General features: G+C 50.2%; 12 protein-coding genes. 9 read left to right on the top strand and 3 right to left on the bottom strand.

The genetic code is table 11. The features are described from left to right. The first annotated feature begins 69 nt into the window (after positions 1-69). Positions 70-1,317, top strand: a complete 1,248-nt coding sequence (locus DU002_RS06420; protein ID WP_114337550.1) for a sensor histidine kinase — start codon at positions 70-72, stop codon at positions 1,315-1,317. Then, positions 1,295-1,816, top strand: coding sequence for a response regulator transcription factor (locus DU002_RS06415; protein WP_114337549.1), 522 nt, complete (start codon positions 1,295-1,297; stop codon positions 1,814-1,816). Before DU002_RS06420 ends, DU002_RS06415 begins: the two co-directional genes overlap by 23 nt. 73 nt (positions 1,817-1,889) lie before the next feature. On the opposite strand, the gene DU002_RS06410 is transcribed toward DU002_RS06415, so the two are convergent. From DU002_RS06410 to DU002_RS06400, 3 genes are all read right to left on the bottom strand, one after another. Then, positions 1,890-3,980, bottom strand: coding sequence for a TonB-dependent receptor (locus DU002_RS06410; protein ID WP_114337548.1), 2,091 nt, complete (start codon positions 3,978-3,980; stop codon positions 1,890-1,892). 178 nt (positions 3,981-4,158) lie between these two features. After that, positions 4,159-6,135, bottom strand: coding sequence for a GGDEF domain-containing protein (locus DU002_RS06405; protein WP_114337547.1), 1,977 nt, complete (start codon positions 6,133-6,135; stop codon positions 4,159-4,161). A gap of 85 nt (positions 6,136-6,220) precedes the next feature. Then, positions 6,221-7,360 (bottom strand): MalY/PatB family protein, encoded by a 1,140-nt coding sequence (locus tag DU002_RS06400; RefSeq protein WP_199405182.1) that lies wholly within the window; start codon positions 7,358-7,360, stop codon positions 6,221-6,223. A gap of 89 nt (positions 7,361-7,449) precedes the next feature. Between DU002_RS06400 and DU002_RS06395 the strand changes: the two genes are divergently transcribed. The 7 genes from DU002_RS06395 to DU002_RS06365 all read left to right on the top strand — a co-directional run bounded on the left by DU002_RS06395 (position 7,450) and on the right by DU002_RS06365 (position 17,972). Then, positions 7,450-7,947, top strand: a complete 498-nt coding sequence (locus DU002_RS06395) for a hypothetical protein (protein ID WP_147271793.1) — start codon at positions 7,450-7,452, stop codon at positions 7,945-7,947. Positions 7,948-8,161: 214 nt separating this feature from the next. Further along, positions 8,162-8,590: a DUF2059 domain-containing protein gene (locus tag DU002_RS06390; protein ID WP_158537986.1), complete on the top strand. Its 429-nt coding sequence runs from the start codon at positions 8,162-8,164 to the stop codon at positions 8,588-8,590. Positions 8,591-8,602: 12 nt separating this feature from the next. Further along, positions 8,603-9,598 (top strand): alpha/beta fold hydrolase, encoded by a 996-nt coding sequence (locus DU002_RS06385; protein ID WP_114337543.1) that lies wholly within the window; start codon positions 8,603-8,605, stop codon positions 9,596-9,598. Between the two features lie 31 nt (positions 9,599-9,629). Then, entirely contained in the window at positions 9,630-10,433 is an 804-nt protein-coding gene (locus tag DU002_RS06380; RefSeq protein ID WP_158537985.1) for a Cof-type HAD-IIB family hydrolase, read from the top strand. 199 nt (positions 10,434-10,632) lie between these two features. Beyond that, positions 10,633-11,091 carry a DUF4124 domain-containing protein gene (locus DU002_RS06375; protein ID WP_114337541.1) on the top strand — a complete coding sequence of 153 codons (459 nt, stop codon included), beginning with the start codon at positions 10,633-10,635 and terminating at the stop codon, positions 11,089-11,091. Between the two features lie 176 nt (positions 11,092-11,267). After that, positions 11,268-12,827 carry a response regulator gene (locus DU002_RS06370; protein ID WP_114337540.1) on the top strand — a complete coding sequence of 520 codons (1,560 nt, stop codon included), beginning with the start codon at positions 11,268-11,270 and terminating at the stop codon, positions 12,825-12,827. 24 nt (positions 12,828-12,851) lie between these two features. After that, complete coding sequence (locus tag DU002_RS06365; protein ID WP_114337539.1) at positions 12,852-17,972, top strand: PAS domain S-box protein; 5,121 nt, start codon at positions 12,852-12,854, stop codon at positions 17,970-17,972. The last annotated feature ends 15 nt before the right edge of the window (positions 17,973-17,987 follow it).

Raw genomic sequence — 17,987 nt, 5'->3', positions numbered from 1 at the left:
GGGCTAGCAACCCTACCCCTCAGTTAAAGAGACACCTTTCTAACACTCGGCTTTGATGGAACTGCTGTGATGAAGAGCCAGTTCAGATACCTGCTGCTACTGCGTGCCAGTTTACTCATTCTTCTCAGCCTGTTGATGCTGCTGCCTGCAGAATGGCTCGGTTCAGGCAGTCAACAACCCATCGCCACCCTATTGATCGCCTCAGGCACTTTAGGATTAATCTTCAGTGCGTGGGCGGTGCGTCATGGCCATGGATTAAATACCCTCCACCTTTTTGTCCAACTGCTACTGGACACCGCCTTGCTAACTTGTTGGCTTTGGTTCAGTGGCGGGGCCAGCAATGCTTTTGTTTCACTGTTGCTACTGCCCGTTGCACTCGCCGCAATCTGCCTACCCCGCTGGCTTCAGGCCTGGCTAACCATCGCCGCTTTGGGCGCTTACACCCTCTTGCTCTGGCAGCTCCCCACCAGTCATCACGGCCACCAGCAGATGCAGAGCCACTTCATTGGCATGTGGGTCACCTTCCTCGCCTCAGTGCTGATGATCACGCTGTTGGTGGCCGGACTGGCAAAACGCCTACAGCACAAAGAAAAAACCATCGCCCTATTACGGGAAGAACAGCTGCGTCACGAACAACTACTGACGCTGGGGATCGCTTCAACTCAGGTAGTTCATCAATTTTCCACCCCACTCAATACCATGCAGTTAGTCGCTGAATCGCTACAAGAACGCTATCCAGACGAGGAGCTAGTTGCTGACTTGCAGCGCCCGCTCTCGCAATGCAGTCAACAGTTATCGCAGTTCCGCAAAACCGCACAGCAAAGCCAGATCCAGCAGCAGCAACCCTGTTCGCTGATACATCTGATGAATCAGCTAAAAGAGCAAACCCTGTTGTCGCTGCCCGCCGCGCAGTTAACTTTGCCCACCCAGATTCCGGCGCTAACTGTCATCGATGATCCCGCGCTGGTTCCCGCACTAATGAACCTTATCGCCAATGCGTTTCAGGCCAATCAGTACCAATGCGAAACAACCGCCGAAGTGATCATTAGCTTTCAACGCGAAGCACAAGGCGTACGGATAGAGATCCGCGACTTCGGTCCCGGCATAGAGAACTCACAACTCACTCAATTGGGATTGGAACCGGTGCCAAGCAAGCAGGGCTTAGGGGTCTCTCTGCTGCTCAGTCATGCCACATTTGAACGTCTCGGCGGACATTTGACGATGGCGAACCATCCGCAGTGCGGTGCCATCGCCACTGTTTACCTGCCGATGGCAGAAGATCAGGAGGTAGAGAGTGACACGCCTGCTGATCATTGATGATGATCTCGATTTCAGCCGCATCGTTGCCAACAGGCTAAGTAGCCAAGGGTTCGATTGTGCCGCCACACACCATACCAGTGATGCGTTACTTGCGGCTCGGGAGCATCAGCCAGAATGCATTCTGTTAGATATGAAGCTGGCAGATGACAGCGGGCTGAACCTTATCGCACCACTCAGGCAGCTGTTACCTGACAGTCGCATCGTATTGCTTACCGGATACGCCAGTATTGCGACTGCCGTTGCAGCGATGAAAGCAGGTGCCGATGACTACCTGACCAAGCCCGCCGACACGGCCACTATGACAGCGGCCTTAACTGGCTGCAGACCCGCCCCCACCATGAGTGAGGCACCGATGTCACCGGAACGGCTTGAATGGGAACATATACAGCAGGTGTTAAAAGCCAACCACGGCAACGTGTCTCATACCGCCAAGCAACTCAATATGCATCGCAGAACGCTGCAGCGGAAACTAAAAAAACGCCCCGCATCAGAATAACGGGGCGGCCTAAAGGCTTAACTATCAAGCAACCGAATAGCTAAGCGTGAGAGTGGCAAAAGTTGCCGCAGAGCTAGAACAGGTAGTGTCCCTGAAGCCAAACGGTACGACCCGCACCGGGTAATCGTTCTGCCAACGCCAGCTCGCTGCCGTTGACCCGGTTGTATCCCGCCAGATGATCCTGATAGGCGTGATCCAATAGGTTTTCTACCCCGGCACTCACTTCAACTCCGCTTTGCCATTGGTAATTCAGCTCAAAGCCGACAATGGCGTAACCGGCGGTGGTTTTTTCATTATTGGTAGCAGAGACATCATCCTGCGCAGCATAGCCATGCCAATGCAGCGCCATCTGCCACTGCGAGATCTCATATTGCAGGTAAACGCCCATATTCGGCGGCGCTATGCGGTAAAGGTTGTCATCAATATCCCGACGCTTGCCGCGGATATAGGTAGCTTGGCCACCTATTGTCCATGCGGTACTCAACTGCCCATACCAACTGAGATCAGCGCCATAAAGCTCGACATCCAAATTACTAAACTGCAGCGGCTCCTCGGCACCCATCATGGCAGCCACATTGAGAACCGCATCATCGGTCACCGGTGTTCCCTGAATATAATCATCAATACGCTGGTAGAAAACGCGTGGTGAGATAAACCAATCGTCAGACATGTAATCAAGCCCCAGATCGATCTGCCAGGCGGTTTCGGGGTCAAGATTAATATCACCGACATAGGTTTTTCCATCGGCCAAGCCCCCGGTGGATTGCATCGGTAACCACAAATAGCGCTCTTGATAAGCGGCGGCACGCTGCTTGACCCCCAGCCCGACCACCCCACGCCAGCGCGGAGCCAATTGGTAACCAGTAACAAAAGCGATATCGGCCAACGTATCGTCAACGCTTTTATCCGCCTGATTAAAATCCTGCATCAAGCCGGCAATATTGGGGTTCATCATCGCCGCTGAATGGTAGATATTTCCGGCATCGGCTTCGACATATTTAACCCGCGCCCCCCCAAGCCAATCCCACCCTTGGCGACTGCCTTGCCACTCAACGAAAGCACCAAACCGGCGATCTTCCACATCATTAAAATTTTCCACCAAGAACATGGCATTATTAGGGTTGGTGATGGTGGCATCATGATTGGAGATCACGCCATCCAATCCGAAAAGCAGTGTTTGCGTCTGCTTCTGTTCGGTGTTTAATTCGTGCGCTAACGTTAATTGCCAATCAACACTGTCACTGGTCGCTTTGGTCTTACGGTATCTTTGTGGTGAGCTGTTTTGTCGCAAGCGATAGTTATCCATCACATGATCCGCATCGGTATAACCCACCAGTGCCGTTACCTCGCCGAGCACAGTTTGATAGCCACCTTTCAACGCCATACGGTGGGTGCGAATGTAATCAATATCCATCGGTAAGGCGGGTGTACCGGCGTCCTTGGTGTCTAGATATTGATATTCCCCGCCCATGTAGCCAGCAGCGAGGCGATAGCGATAATCGACGCCGCCAGAGCGCTTGTGGTATTCAGTGGGTTGGATATCACGGCCATCACCATCCTCTTGGTCATCTCGGCCATACAGATCTTCAACGAACATCACCGCCCCATGATCTTGCGAACTCAGATGCAAACGCCCAGCCAGATCAGAAGCTCGACCATTGTCTTGATAGCCAGCGCGGGTTTCACCATTGAGCGCCAGATCTTGCCCCATGGTAAAGTCTGCTTGATACGCTTGCGAGCTAACCGCGCCCCCCAAAGTGTCCATACCAGCACTGACCGGCGCAACACCGCGGAACACCTGCAACTGCTCGGTATTAATGGCGGGCGCATAGCTTAATGGCGCATCCATCGCATTAGGGCCTGCTCCCACCACCGGACGCCCCGCGACAGAGACGCTGACACGATCACCATACAGCCCGCGATATTGAGCGATCCCCGACACCGGACCATTCTTATTGACGTCAGCGCCAGGCATCGCTTTTAGCCAGTCGGCGACATCCGGGGTTGGGGTTGGCGCTTGTATTTCGCCCATCCACTGACCGACATGCCGCTGGCCGTGCACTTCAATATGTTCAATTTCGTCGGTTTCCCCGTAGGAGGGCGGAGACAAAAGGCACAGGCCAGTCGCAAGCAGGGGTGGCAATAACACGGCTTTGTTCATCATTGTTATTATGAACTTTTTGAAATGTAAGGGAGTTGTAGCTATTTTCGATGCAGGTAATAGCGGCGGGCAATCAACAATCGACGAACTGCGACAAGTTGTCGCAGTTCATTTTTCGATGCTAACAGTGTAAATAGCTTACGCCGTAAAAGCCGGAAGCAGCAGGCACATCAGACAATACTCACTGTGCCTTTTTCGGCACCCCTGCCTCTGGTTGTAGTAGCTCAGCACTAACATGCACTTCAGCCGTGTGATTGATCTTGGCAAAGAAGCTGCGGTTGCGCCCTGCGGCTTTGGCTTCATAGAGTGCTTGATCCGCTCGTTTTAGCAGATCATCCATATCATCGGTAGGCAACGCCACAGTTAGTCCAAAACTAACCGTAAAGCGCGGTTCATCCAGTAACGCTGCCAACTTAATACGGATACGCTCAATCAGTATCTCTGCGCCATCACGGTGAGTCATTGGCAACACAATCACAAACTCTTCACCACCCACGCGCGACAGGCTGTCGCTTCTGCGCAGCTGGCGTCGCACCTGGTCACAGCAGCGCACCAATACCTGGTCACCGACATCATGGCCGAAATTGTCATTAATCGATTTAAATTTGTCGATATCAAACGTGGCCACCGCAAGAGGATGGCCATAACGGCGTTGACGAGCCAGCTCACTTTTCAGCAACTCGGTAAGATAGCGTCGATTCCAACAATGAGTCAGCGGATCTCGCAACGATTTCTCTCGCAATTCCACTTCTAAAAGCTTTTGCTCACTGAGGTCCAAGCAAGATCCGACATAATTAGTCACCCGACCACGCTTATCTTTTATCGCGTGGATCTCAACCAGCATAGGGTGGCTGCGCGCATCCGCTAACTGACACCATACTTCACCCCGCCAAAAGCCCTCTTTCAATAAACGCTTTACCATCAGCGCATAAAAAGTGGGTTTATGCTCAGCGGACTTCAGCATATCTGGCAGCTGGCCAATAATTTCTGTTTCTTTATAACCGGTAATTCGCTCAAAACTGGGATTTACATCCTGCACGTGTCCTTGCTCATCGGTCACGATCACCGCAGACATCGATTCCACCATCGCTTGAGACAAACGCCGCTGATGCTGGGCTTTAGCCCGGCCGCCACCAATACCGCCAACAATAATCGCGAGCAAAAATACTAAGCCAGCGCTTATCGATAAGGTCACCAACATACTTTTGATTGGTTCCATGGCGGCCAACTGGACGGCATTATCAGAAATGCGGAGCACCAAATAAAAAGGCTTTCTAAACTTTCGATCCGGATCGACACGGTTGTACACAAAAGTCGCATGGTCACCGGTAAATACACCGCTATGGGTGCCCACGCCTTGAGATTTCACCGTTGCCCAGGCTTCCGGGTAATCATTTTGAAACTTGTGGTGACTGCGTGATGGATAGCGGTTGCCATAAATTTTTGTCATATCGTGGTGGAAGGTGTAGTACCCGTCCTGACTCACCATCATGGGCTCACCCACCACCATCTGCGGCAACGATCTTAAGCGAGCAACGAGGCGGTCGGCCTTCAACGTCAGCATTAAGTAACCGGCTTTTTTGCTGGCAAACTCTATCGGTGTAAACACCCTAATGGTCGCGTCTAATGGCACGACTGGTTCGTTTTTCTCATCTTCACGGAACTCAGGCGGGGGGTAGTATTTCTCATCAGAGCCTAGCTGTTGCACATAAGAAAACTCTAAAGAGTTAGCCCAATTAGATTTTTCCTCACTAGGTAAGCGTGTAATAGAGCCATCTTCGAGCCGATAACTGCCGACCAACTCCTGGCCTGTCAAATCGATTAGAGCGAGTTTTTGATAAGCGAGTCCCGCTTCTAATATGGCAACCCAGTGTGCTTCAACAGCATGTCGGCGCCCGGCAGTATCACGGATCAAATAATCCCTGACCAAACTGTGATGCGACAACAGCTCCAAGGTTTCGTTGATCAACTCAATCTTATTGTTGAGGACCAACTCCGCCACCGCTAATTTGTTCGCCGCGTTACCTATCAAGGCATCCTTTTTCAGCGCTATCACTTTGTTGTAGCTTTGAAAACCGACAGCCACCACGAGCGCTTCAAGAACAATGAACGTCGCAAAAAAATAGCCGAAAAATGCGCCCCAAGAACGTCGCCTCATAAACCAACCACTCACTACCTATCGATTGCTAACCTACTGAATCAATAGTAGTAGAGAATGGCCGGCTACTCTGTGGCTTATGTCGTTAACGTTCCGCTAATGCGACCTGCATCCGCTTTATCGCTTGTTCAAGGGTGGCGTGGGTGCAACCAAAGTTCAAACGAATAAAAGAAGGTGCGCCAAAATCGCGTCCAGGGGATAAACCCACACCCGCTTTTTCAAAGAACTGATGAGGACAATCCAACTGCAGTTCGCTGGCATCAATCCAAGCCAAATAAGTCGCTTCGATATGCGCCAAAGACAACCCGGGCATCCCGGCGATCGCCTGTTGTAAACGATCTCGATTACCACGCAGATAATCTAACTGCGCAGACAACCATTCATCACCGTCACGGTATGCCGCTTCTGCAGCGGTATAACCCAACAGATTAATATCCGGCACAATACCTCGTTTGGCACGGATAAATTTTTGCCGCAACTCTGGGTTAGGAATGATCGCAAATGAACAGGCTAAACCGGCAATATTAAAGGTCTTTGAAGGAGCCATTAGCGTCACGGTGCGCTGCGCTGCATCATCATTGAGGCTGGCGAATGGCACATGCTTAGCGTCTTCATCTAGCAGCAAGTCACAGTGAATGTCGTCGGAACAGACGGTCAACTGGAACTCTTCGGCCACTGCTCTAATAGCCTCCAGCTCGTCACGGGTATAAACGGTTCCTCCCGGATTATGTGGATTACACAGCAACAACAGCTCAGCATCGACTGCTTGACGGCGCAGTTCATCCAGATCTAACTGCCAGCGACCATCAATCAATAGCATGGGGGCTTTAAGTAGCTTGCGCTTGGATAACAGCACCGACGACATAAACGGAGGATACACAGGCACTGGCGTGATCACCCCTGCCCCTTCACTGGCAAGAGAGCGGGTCGCCACATTCAAGCCACAAACCAGCCCGGGCAGATAAACAATCCAGTCAGCTTCGATCTGCCAATCATACAATCTAGCCATTCGCTCGATAATGGTCTGATTCAGCGACTCTGGCGCTAAGGTGTAACCAAAGACGCCATGGGAGATCCGTTGATGCAATGCATCCATCACCGCTTGGGGAGCACGAAAATCGGTATCAGCCACCCACATAGGTAAAATATCTTGTCCCTGGTAACGATCCCACTTCTGACTGGCCGTCTGTAAGCGATCGACCGGCGTATCAAATAAGTTTCTCATCGACATTCCTCATATTTATTCCTTGCATGATAAGGAGTGTGGTGGCAAAAGTGTACCGTGGAAATAATAACTATTACTTGGAAATCACAATGCTCTGGATCGTCGTGAGTTTTGGTCTGTTCGTTGTTCTATCACTGTACCTCTATACCCGCACGGAAGTATTAAAACGGGATCTTCATCTTTCCCGCCGTCAACTGCGGCAAGCGGTTGGCAATAGCCACAATCGCGATCAATTCTGTTTACTGCTGGTGAAAGAGGTGCAGCAGCTTTGCCTTTATCAACTGAAGCGTCAACCAGCGACTGATGACACCCCATGGCGACTGCTATTACTGGAAAAGCTTATCGACGTATGCAGCGAAGAGATGCAACGTAAGACCAAACCCAGTGAGCTATTCATTGTGCATGAAAAACGTGGTCTAAATGCCATCTCGCTGGAACAGTGGCCGCATTTTATTGCTAGACAACCAGAAGAGTTTCAGCATCTTTGGCGCCAGGACAATGGCGAAGCATTCACACAATGTTGTCGTATGCTTGCCCAGCAGAACGCCAAATCGGATCGCCCCGCAAGCCAAACCATTGCGGTATAAATTCAATCAATATCCTTCATACTAGGTAGCAATTGACCGCGACAAAGGTTCGCGGTTACTCTGCTCTGTCAATTGCCTGATCCATTACCTAATCAGAGGCCATATGTCCCGCTATCTCGTTATCTTTTGCACGCTTTTTTTCGTTTTTTCAGCCTCGATTCAAGCTGAAACTGACACCGACTCAGCCATACCGGCAGAGAAACGAGCGGCAATCATGAAGCTGATGGAGATCACTGGCTCAGATCAGATGGGTAAGATGTTCGCCGATATGTTTATCAAGCAAAGTGCAGCCGCCATGCAGCTGGCCTATCCAGATATTCCCGCTCGCGCCATTGATGTCATTGCTGATGAAGTTAATCAAGTCGTCGACGAAGAGGTCGCCAAAGGCGAGCTACAACGCTCACTCATGCCTGTATACCATCGCCATTTCACGCTCGAAGAGCTAAACGTATTGCTCGCTTTTTACGAGTCGCCAACAGGGCAAAAATCGATCCGCATCATGCCGCAGTTAACACAAGAGAGCACATTGATTGGTCAGGCTTGGGCACAGCAACTTAGCGGTAAATTGCAATTGCGCCTCAGCCAGCGCTTCCAGCAAGAGGGTCTGCTACCCTCAGCTAATAAGCCTGCAGCAACAGAATAACCGGAATGGCTAATGCTATCTGAATCTCAACTGAACGCAGCGCAAGCGGAGTCGATCCAAGCGGAATTGGAGCAGATTGTCTGTCGCGGACGCTTCGCTGGGATCAATGAGATTGCATTAGATTGGGCCTGTTACCACCCCGAAGGCGCCACCGAGGTCGTACTGGTGGTCAACGGGCGAATAGAAAGCCATTACAAATATTGGGAAACCATCGCTGAACTGGTCACCGCTGGCTATGCCGTTTTTACCTATGACCACCGTGGCCAAGGTGCTTCGCAGCGGATGACGCAAAACCCACACAAAGGTTACGTCGAAGCATTTCACTATTACAGTGACGATCTCCACCAGCTCTGCCAACATGAGTTATGGCCAAGGCAATACCAGCAGACTCACTTACTGTGCCACTCAATGGGCTGTTGTGTCGCCGCTCACTACCTGATCGCCCATGCGCCTCATATCTGTAGCGTTGCATTTTGTTCGCCAATGTTTCAGATCCACAGTGGCAAAATACCTGAGTTCTTGGCCAAGCAATTAGTAAACAGCTGGGCCTTCTGCAGCCGATTATGCTGCCACCTATTTGGTGGTGAACCCGGTTATTTTCTGTTTGGCTCCAATTACAAAGACAAGCCCTTTAACAACAATCTGCTCAGTCACAGTAGCGCCCGCTACCAACTATTTCGCGCTCTCTACCAATCTCGTCCTGAATTACAGTTAGGCAGTCCAACGCCACAATGGGTCGAAGAAGCCGTTCAGGCCTGCGAAGGCGTGCTGCAGCATGCACACAAAATACGCCTGCCCATCCTTATTCTGGAAGCAGGTGATGATGAGATAGTCGACCGGCGAGGTATCGTAGCCTTTACCGCCGCAGCGCAAGAGTGTCGACACCACTGTATCGATGGGGCTAAGCACGAGCTACTGATCGAAGCGGACCAATTTCGTCAGCCAACGATGCAAGCCATACTCTCATTTTTTGCCCAAAATAGCGCCAAAGCGGGGCTTCAACACTAAACTTAACTAATCCATGTTGTTGCGGAGTACCATGATGATAAAAGCGATCGTTTCAGATCTTGACGGTACCTTACTAAACGACCATCACACCGTTGGCGACTACACCCAACGCGTATTGAATGCATTGACTCAGGAAAAAGGGATGAAATTGATCCTTGCCTCCGGTCGTCACTGGGCGGATGTCGAAATGATCCGGCAAAAGCTCAACATGGAGATTTTTCTCATCACCAGCAACGGCTCTCGCGTCCACAATCGTGAGGGACAGTGCATCTTTCGCCATGACATTCCCGCACCACTGGTTGAATCTCTGCTACAAGAGCAATTTTCAGACAATATTAAGATCAATATCTATCAAGATGACAACTGGTGGGTGACGCGCCCGCACCCGGAAATATTAGAATTTCATAAGGATTCCGGCTTTAAATATCAGATTGTGGCCCACGAAAAGCTGCCGACATCCAATGTCGCCAAGTTATTTTGGTTAGGTGAACACGAAGAGCTGCTCGCACTGGAAAGCCGTCTAAAAGCCACCCATGGTGACGCCCTCAGTATTGCGTTCAGTTTACCTATCTGCCTGGAAGTCATGGCTGGGGGCGTTTCCAAAGGAGAAGCACTGAAAGTGGTAATGGATGCCAAAGGCCTGACAAGCGATCAAGTCGTTGCCTTTGGCGATGGCCTCAACGATCAACAACTCCTTGAAGTTGCAGGTCATGGCGCCATTATGGCCAACGGCTCAGACGAATTAAAACGCAGGCTACCAGGCCTCCCGGTGATAGGCAGTCATGTCGATGAAGCCGTCGCCCACTACTTGAGCGAGCACTTCTTAAGCCAATGATTAGTGCTGGGTTTGCACGCCAAACGCAATATCACTAATAAAGAGCTCACTTAAATGCCGTGATGATTGCCGCATTTTGTTACAACTTCTTCACAAACTGGCTCAAATTTGAGCTGAATTATGGTATTTTTAGCCGAACCACGTGCATCATACGTGTAATTATCAGTTTGTATTGATTCATCAGATTCAGGAAGTCGACATGCTTCGGTTGTTAGTAATGCTTTGCCTAGCTTTCTCGCCACTGGCACAAGCAAAGATATATCAGTGCCAAGATGGTTCATTTCAAGACACGCCCTGTGCCGACGCACCAGGCAGTGAAGTCAATGTACTGGCATCACCAGGTAGCAAACCCAAGGCAGAAATTTGGGGTGGGCTAGATGAGCCTGCAGAGTCTGATGGGCAAGTAGTCCACACCACCAAAGGCCATCAATGCCAAATGGACTATCAAACCCGCTCCGCAATCAAAGACGGTATCCGTGCTTGGACAGTTCGTCGTTGCATGACGATGGCGCAGGTGCGGAAAGTGAGTCGCGGTCTCGACTTCCGTGAGTACAGCCACGTCAATGGTGAAGGCTCAGAAGTTGTAGAATGGGTATTTCAGGATTACCGCCCGCAACGCGTGGTATTTATTGAAGGCTTGGTCGTGGATATGCGCTAACGCGCGTATCCTTCATTCCCCGTTATTTATCACCACTTAATCTGCAAACTCAGCTCACATCTCCCTCGATCAAGCTTGAAAAAATGCCTTGATCAACAATACTTTCCCTACACTAATCAATAATCTTCTTTGATATTGAATAATCAGGTTGAACCACGTTTCGCGGGAGAGTATTCATGCTGATGCCAATGCATCTCGATAATCAAACCATTATCGCCATGGTGGTCGATAATATGGAAGCGATGCGCAAAATCACCAGCGAACAATTACGCAAACTAGGGGTAAAAGAGGTGATCCACGCCAAAAACGGCGCAGATGCCCTGTTACAACTAACCAAACGCCGAGTAAACATCATTCTTAGCGACTGGAACATGCCGCAAATGAGTGGCTTTGAGCTACTAGAGCAGGTAAAAGAAAACCCTTCAACCGCGAATATTCCCTTTATTTTGATCACTGCCGATGCGGAACGCGAGCATGTACAGCAAGCGATTCAGATGGGAGTGACCGACCTACTGGTAAAACCCTTTACCACTGGAGACTTAAGAAACCGTGTAATCAAAGCGCTCACCGATAAGCCAAAAGCCGCTAAAATACGACGCTCAGCCTCAGAACAGAAAGCCGCCGGTAGCTCAGCAGACGTCAAACAAAGTAACGCCCAACCAACCATTTTAGTGGTCGATGACACCCCAGATAATTTAATGTTGATCTCCGGATTACTAAAAGACACCTATCGTCTTTTATTGGTCAAAGATGGCGCCAAAGCGATCGAAATCACCCAATCAGATACGCCCCCCGACCTCGTACTGCTCGATATTATGATGCCGAAAATAAGTGGCTATGACGTTTTGCGCGCCATGCGGCAACATCCGCAGTCAGAAAATATTCCTGTCATTTTAATCACCGCCCTCCACGACATAGAGCATCAACTGAAAGGGTTCGACCTAGGCGCTGTTGATTACGTTAAAAAACCGATTGAGCCACAGCTTTTAAAGCTACGGGTACGTAACTTAATGAGTTACGTCATGCATCATAAGCAGTTGCAGGATGACTATGACACCATGCTCGAAAATCGTGAGTTACAAGATGAAGTGGAACGGATCCTGAAGAACGATCTCACGTCGCCATTAGATGACATCATCAAACTCGCCGAACAGATCGGTACCCAGCGAGGCATTGGCCCTGACATCAAAGAGAAAGCGATGCAGATCGATGAGATGGCACTGCATATCTTGAATATGGTGAATCTCTCATCCGAACTTTACAAAGTTGAATCGGGTCAATTCACACTAAAACCCAAACCCTTTCAACTCTTACCCTTGTTGGAGAAGCTGTTTGAGCAGGCAAAAAACAGCTACGCCTCAAAACGTCTCATGCTGTTTCTCAACCATGATGAAGAGGACTTGTCATTAAAAGCCAATGCCGATCCGCTTTGGTGTTACTCAATTTTTTATAATTTGATCCGCTTTGCCTGTGAATCGGCACCAGATAAAACTCAGGTATCTTTGACACTCAGAGCACGGCAGCAACTCGAGGTGATCATCAATTTCTCCGGTGTTTTGACTGCTCAGCAACAAGCAACGCTGTGGCAAAAAAATGCCAAACATCAACACGCTATCGGTAATTACACCGCCAAACTACTCACCGAGGCGCAAAGTGGCCGAGTGGAAAGCTCCAGCGATGAGATCAATGACAACACCAGCATCATGATCGCGCTGCCACAGGCTGCTTCACGATAATGACCATGTCGGGAGCTATCTCTCATGCCAGTTGAGGTGATCTTCGGCCTCGGTATCTTGCTGTTGCTAGCACTGCTGGTTAATGCTGCACTGCTATATCGTTCAACGGTACGCGCTGTGACTACACATCGCAGTGGCCAACGCTCCAAACTGCTCGCCAGTACTGCCATTTTGTTACTACTCGCCCTGATTCTGCTGATCACCCAAGCCGGCTTAGCGACATCTAAACAGCGGATGCAAAATCAGGCGGTGGATACACTGGCGGCCGTGACTGACACCATGGAAGCTGCCCTGGTCAGCTGGTTGGATGGTTGGAAATTCCGGGCGACATCCGTGACCGGCTTTCCTCGCTTTAAACAGCTGACAGCTGATTTACTGAAAGTACCGCCTAACGCGATAGCACTAAAACAAAGTGCACCGCTGCAGACCCTACGGGATATGTTCCAGCGTGTTCGCGATAGTTATGGTGATATGGGCTTCTTCATTATCAGTCCAAACCGAATAAACATCGGCTCGATGCGGGACGATAATCTGGGTCAGATTAATATCATCGACCATTATCACAGCTATTTACTTGCCCGCGCTTTCAACGGCGAGACTGTGCTTATTCCCCCGATGCAGACTGACGTGGCCTTGCCTACGAAGAGCGGGGAGCTAAGCCATAATGTTGCGACCATGTTTATTGCCTCACCGATAAGAGATGATAGTGGCGAAGTCATCGCAGTGTTGACCTTGCGTATCGACCCTATCGGTGAGTTTCGTTCTCTCACGGTCAGCGGCCAATTCGGCAGTTCGGGGGAATCCTACTTTGTCAGTGATGATGGACGTATGCTTTCCCCTAGCCGATTTGAACCCTCACTCCAGGCCATGGGGCTGTTGGCAGAAGATACCAGTTCGGTGCTCAACGTTACCCTAAACAATCCTGGCCGAGATCTCCACGATGCTCCCCTACAACCATCAGAACGAGACTCTCTTCCGCTATCCTTCAGCGCAGCGCAGATCGCTGCGCAGAGTACCGGTAGCCATAGCGAAGGCTATATGGATTATCGCGGGATCCAGGTGCTGGGCGCATGGCGCTGGGTCGACGAATTGGGCTTCGGAGTCGTCACTGAGATCGATCGTAATGAGGTATTAGAAGGCTATCTAGAGCTGAGAAACATTATCTCCGTCATCATTGTCTGTATTCTATTGCTATGTCTGATGATGGCATTACTCATCTTTTGGATAGGTCGCGAGGTCACCCTAAAGCTGCAGCAAGCCAATGCCCAACTCGAACACAACGTAGCTGAACGAACCTCCGATCTCAAAGACCGCGAAAATATGCTGTGGACGTTGTATGAATACTCCCCTGTCGCCTATGCCAGCCTCAACAGCGATGGTGGTTTTATTAAGCACAACGCGGCCTTTGCCGAACTGCTCGGTTATGACCGTCATGAATTTGAGCGTCTGACTTGGAACAACTTGTTACCCCCAACACAAGTCGAGGCAACGGATACCGCCTTTGATCACCTCGCTGCAGGCGACGAGATAAAAGATAAAGATGTCATACTACTGCGGCACGACAACACCAAGGTGACTGTCTCGCTGTCGGTAAAACCGACCGAAAACAGAGACGAATTGAACCTCTCTGCGTTAGATCTCTCAGCCCGAGAACAAGTCTTACAGCAACTTTCAGCCAGCGAATACCAGTTCCGAACCCTGACAGAGAACCTGCAAGGCGCCATCTTCCGCTATGAAATACACAACAATAATCTGGCAAATGCCAATGCTGTCTATATCAGTCCACGCTGGCAAGATATCACCGGTTTTCCAGCAGAAGACTACCTTGGCAGCCAACCAAAGCGGAAGCTGTCGGAGCTCATAATCACGGAAGATCAACACATCATTCCACAAGCGTTATTCATATCCCAAAAAGAGCGCAAGCCGACCGATGTAACAATAAGACTGCACCGACGTGGTGATGCCAATGACATGAGGATTGTCAGCATCAGTGCGTCATTCAATTTTGACGAACAGGGTATAGCAACCCTGTTCGATGGCACCATGTTCGACATTACCGAGCAACAACAGCTGCAACTAAAGCAGCAAGAGAGCGATGCGCGAATACGCAATATTCTGGAGACCGTCCCTGACGGTATCATCGTTATTAACCAACAAGGAATAGTCGAAACATTCAGCCCTGCCGCCGAACGTATGTTTGGCTATGCCGCCTCAGAGGTGGAAGGACAAAATGTTTCCATGCTGATGCCCGCAGACATCGCAATTCAGCACGATAATATTTTAGCTAATTACTATCCTGGAAAGCCCTCTAGCGTCGTCAACAATGAACGTGAAGTGACAGGCAAAACTAAAGCTGATGAAGAGTTTCCGATGAGCCTGATGGTTGGCAAATCAACTCGGAATGGCCAGCTCAGCTTCACCGGTATTGTCAGAGATATCACTAAGCGCAAACAAGCAGAGGACAAACTGAAAGAGAGCGAAGACCGACTTGATGCCGCTTCATCAGGTGCCGGTCTTGGGGTCTGGGATTACTATCCCACCCAAAATATCGTCATGGTCAATCAACATTTCGCTCATATGCTGGGCTACTCAGCCAAAGAGCTCCTGGTCTCCAACGAGAAATGGTCAAGTATCAAAGGGGGACATCAAGGCCTACAGCAGGTGACCCACCCTGATGACAGAAGCATTAACGATGAACATTTAGCTGAACTGAAAAGAGATCCCAGCGCCCCTTATCAGAGCGAGATCAGACTAAAGCAGAAAGATGGTCAATACCGCTGGTTTTTAAACGTTGGTCAGGTCTCACGCAAAGATAGTCGAGGCTACCCAGTACGATTCAGCGGTGTATTTCTGAATATTCAAAAGCAAAAAGAGCTACAAGCGGAGACCTCCAAGGCAAAAGAGATAGCAGACTTAGAACGACAACGGGCAGAAGAGGCTAATCAGGCGAAAAGTGACTTTCTCGCCAATATGAGCCACGAAATCCGCACCCCAATGAACGCGATCATCGGCATGTCGCATTTGGCCCTGCAAACAGAGCTCAGTCATAAACAAAGAAACTATATTGAAAAAGTGCATCGCTCTTCAGAAGCACTGTTGGGCATCATCAATGACATCTTAGACTTCTCGAAAATCGAAGCTGGCAAGCTGGATATTGAATTGATCCCGTTTCGTCTCGAAGACGTGCTAGATGGTTTAGCCAATCTTGTTGGGCTTAAAGCTGAAGAAAAAGAGCTGGAATTACTGTTCGATATTGAGCCTGATCTGCCCACCGCACTGATAGGTGACCCCTTGCGTTTAGGGCAGATCCTAACAAACCTGGGTAACAACGCAGTGAAGTTCACCGAGTCTGGCGAGATAGTGATCTCAGTGAATAGCAGTAAGCTCAGCGATGACTCAACCACCCTCTCTTTCGCCATCAGAGACACTGGCATAGGGATGACGGACGCACAGCAAGCCAAGCTGTTTCAGCCCTTTACCCAGGCCGACAGCTCCACCAATCGGAAGTACGGTGGCACAGGACTGGGGCTGGCCATCTGCCGCAAATTAACAGAGTTGATGGGCGGCGAGATCAGCTTACAAAGCAAGCCAGACGTTGGCAGTACATTTAGCTTTACCCTGACATTTCAAAGACAACAGGTGGAGCTCGCCCCCACACGAGCTGGCGAAGATGCCGTGGCCAAGCTCAATATCCTGGTGGTTGACGACAATGCTTCAGCCAGAGAGATCCTTTGCAGCCAGCTATCCCGCTTTGGTTGCCAAGTAGATGCTGTAAACAGTGGTCAGCTGGCCATTGAAGCCCTCCAGCAACAGAGTTATCAGTTGGTCTTGATGGACTGGCGCATGCCTGCCATCGATGGTGTAGAAACAGTGCGAAGAATACAAAATTCCACACTCATCGAGCCGCAGCCAAAAATTATTATGATCACCGCTTATGGCCGCGAAGAGTTATCTGCCGCCGCCCACGGTATAGAGTTTCACGGCCTACTCACCAAACCCCTGACCCCCTCATCACTGCTTGATGCGCTCATGCTGGCAATGGGGCATCAGGTCGCCGACATTAGCCGCCACCAGCAGCGGCAAGGGCTCTCGCTGGACGCGATAGACAGATTGCGAGGCGCGAACGTTTTGGTCGTCGAAGACAACGAAGTCAACCAGGAGCTGATTGAGGAGCTACTGACACAACAACAGATCAAGGTATCCTTGGCAAATCACGGTGAACATGCATTAGAACTGCTCAATGAGACCAGCTTTGATGGGATCCTGATGGATTGCCAGATGCCGGTGATGGACGGCTACACCACCACCACTCTGATCCGCCAGAATCCGGAATGGAAGAGCTTACCTATTCTCGCCTTAACCGCTAACGCCATGGCGGGAGACCGTGAGAAAGCAATCAAAGCGGGTATGAACGACCACATTCCAAAACCGATTGATGTACAAGAGATGTTCACCACGATGGCACGCTGGATCACACCGGCGACACCGATCCAACGGCAACCGGAAACTACTGAGACAGCTGGTGCTGACGCAGAAGCTATGCCCATACCGGAGATCGCTGGCGTGAACATCCAAGAGGGGTTAGCCCATACTCAGGGAAACCATTCGCTCTATCTCAGATTACTCTCAAGGTTCGCCACGAGTCAGGCGGAGATGCCAACTCGCTACCGCGATGCTTGGCAGCAAAATAATCAAGAAGCTGCAGTAAGGGAAGCACACACGCTAAAAGGTTTGGCCGGCAGCATTGGCGCCTCACAACTCGCCGAGCAGGCGACATTGCTGGAAGCTGCAGCACTGGCTGGTGATGTGGCCGAAGAGTTAGCCCAAGAGGTTGAATCTCAGCTTGAACCGCTGATAGCGGCACTAAGAGCATTAAATAGTGATAGTGCTGAACAAACTACCGGATCGGCAGAGGCCGCTCCTATCGACAAAGAGCTCGCTGAGAAGATCCTCAACCGATTGGCTGAGTTGGTGAGTAATTATGATGCCGATGCCGGTGATTATCTCGCTGAAAACAAGACGGTATTACAAGGCAACACGCTACAACCACTGATCAACAAGCTCAGCAATGCTATCGATGAATATGAATTTGAAACCGCTCAGGCAGTCGTAGAGCAGATGAAACAAGTGATCATTTCGCCGTAACTGACGGCGACTAAG

It is taken from the genome of Corallincola holothuriorum, assembly GCF_003336225.1.
Classification (GTDB): Bacteria; Pseudomonadota; Gammaproteobacteria; order Enterobacterales; family Neiellaceae; genus Corallincola; species Corallincola holothuriorum.
Note: the sequence above shows the minus strand (reverse complement) of the source record. Positions and strands in the feature narration are given on the sequence as shown.

What these genes read in the sequence shown, in the direction of transcription:
- DU002_RS06385 (WP_114337543.1), top strand. Translation starts at nt 8,603, where the DNA reads ATGCTATCTGAATCTCAACTGAACGCAGCGCAAGCGGAGTCGATCCAA.
- DU002_RS06400 (WP_199405182.1), bottom strand. Translation starts at nt 7,360, where the DNA reads ATGAGAAACTTATTTGATACGCCGGTCGATCGCTTACAGACGGCCAGT.
- DU002_RS06380 (WP_158537985.1), top strand. Translation starts at nt 9,630, where the DNA reads ATGATGATAAAAGCGATCGTTTCAGATCTTGACGGTACCTTACTAAAC.
- DU002_RS06365 (WP_114337539.1), top strand. Translation starts at nt 12,852, where the DNA reads ATGCCAGTTGAGGTGATCTTCGGCCTCGGTATCTTGCTGTTGCTAGCA.
- DU002_RS06390 (WP_158537986.1), top strand. Translation starts at nt 8,162, where the DNA reads ATGAAGCTGATGGAGATCACTGGCTCAGATCAGATGGGTAAGATGTTC.
- DU002_RS06395 (WP_147271793.1), top strand. Translation starts at nt 7,450, where the DNA reads ATGCTCTGGATCGTCGTGAGTTTTGGTCTGTTCGTTGTTCTATCACTG.
- DU002_RS06375 (WP_114337541.1), top strand. Translation starts at nt 10,633, where the DNA reads ATGCTTCGGTTGTTAGTAATGCTTTGCCTAGCTTTCTCGCCACTGGCA.
- DU002_RS06370 (WP_114337540.1), top strand. Translation starts at nt 11,268, where the DNA reads ATGCTGATGCCAATGCATCTCGATAATCAAACCATTATCGCCATGGTG.
- DU002_RS06410 (WP_114337548.1), bottom strand. Translation starts at nt 3,980, where the DNA reads ATGATGAACAAAGCCGTGTTATTGCCACCCCTGCTTGCGACTGGCCTG.
- DU002_RS06420 (WP_114337550.1), top strand. Translation starts at nt 70, where the DNA reads ATGAAGAGCCAGTTCAGATACCTGCTGCTACTGCGTGCCAGTTTACTC.
- DU002_RS06405 (WP_114337547.1), bottom strand. Translation starts at nt 6,135, where the DNA reads ATGAGGCGACGTTCTTGGGGCGCATTTTTCGGCTATTTTTTTGCGACG.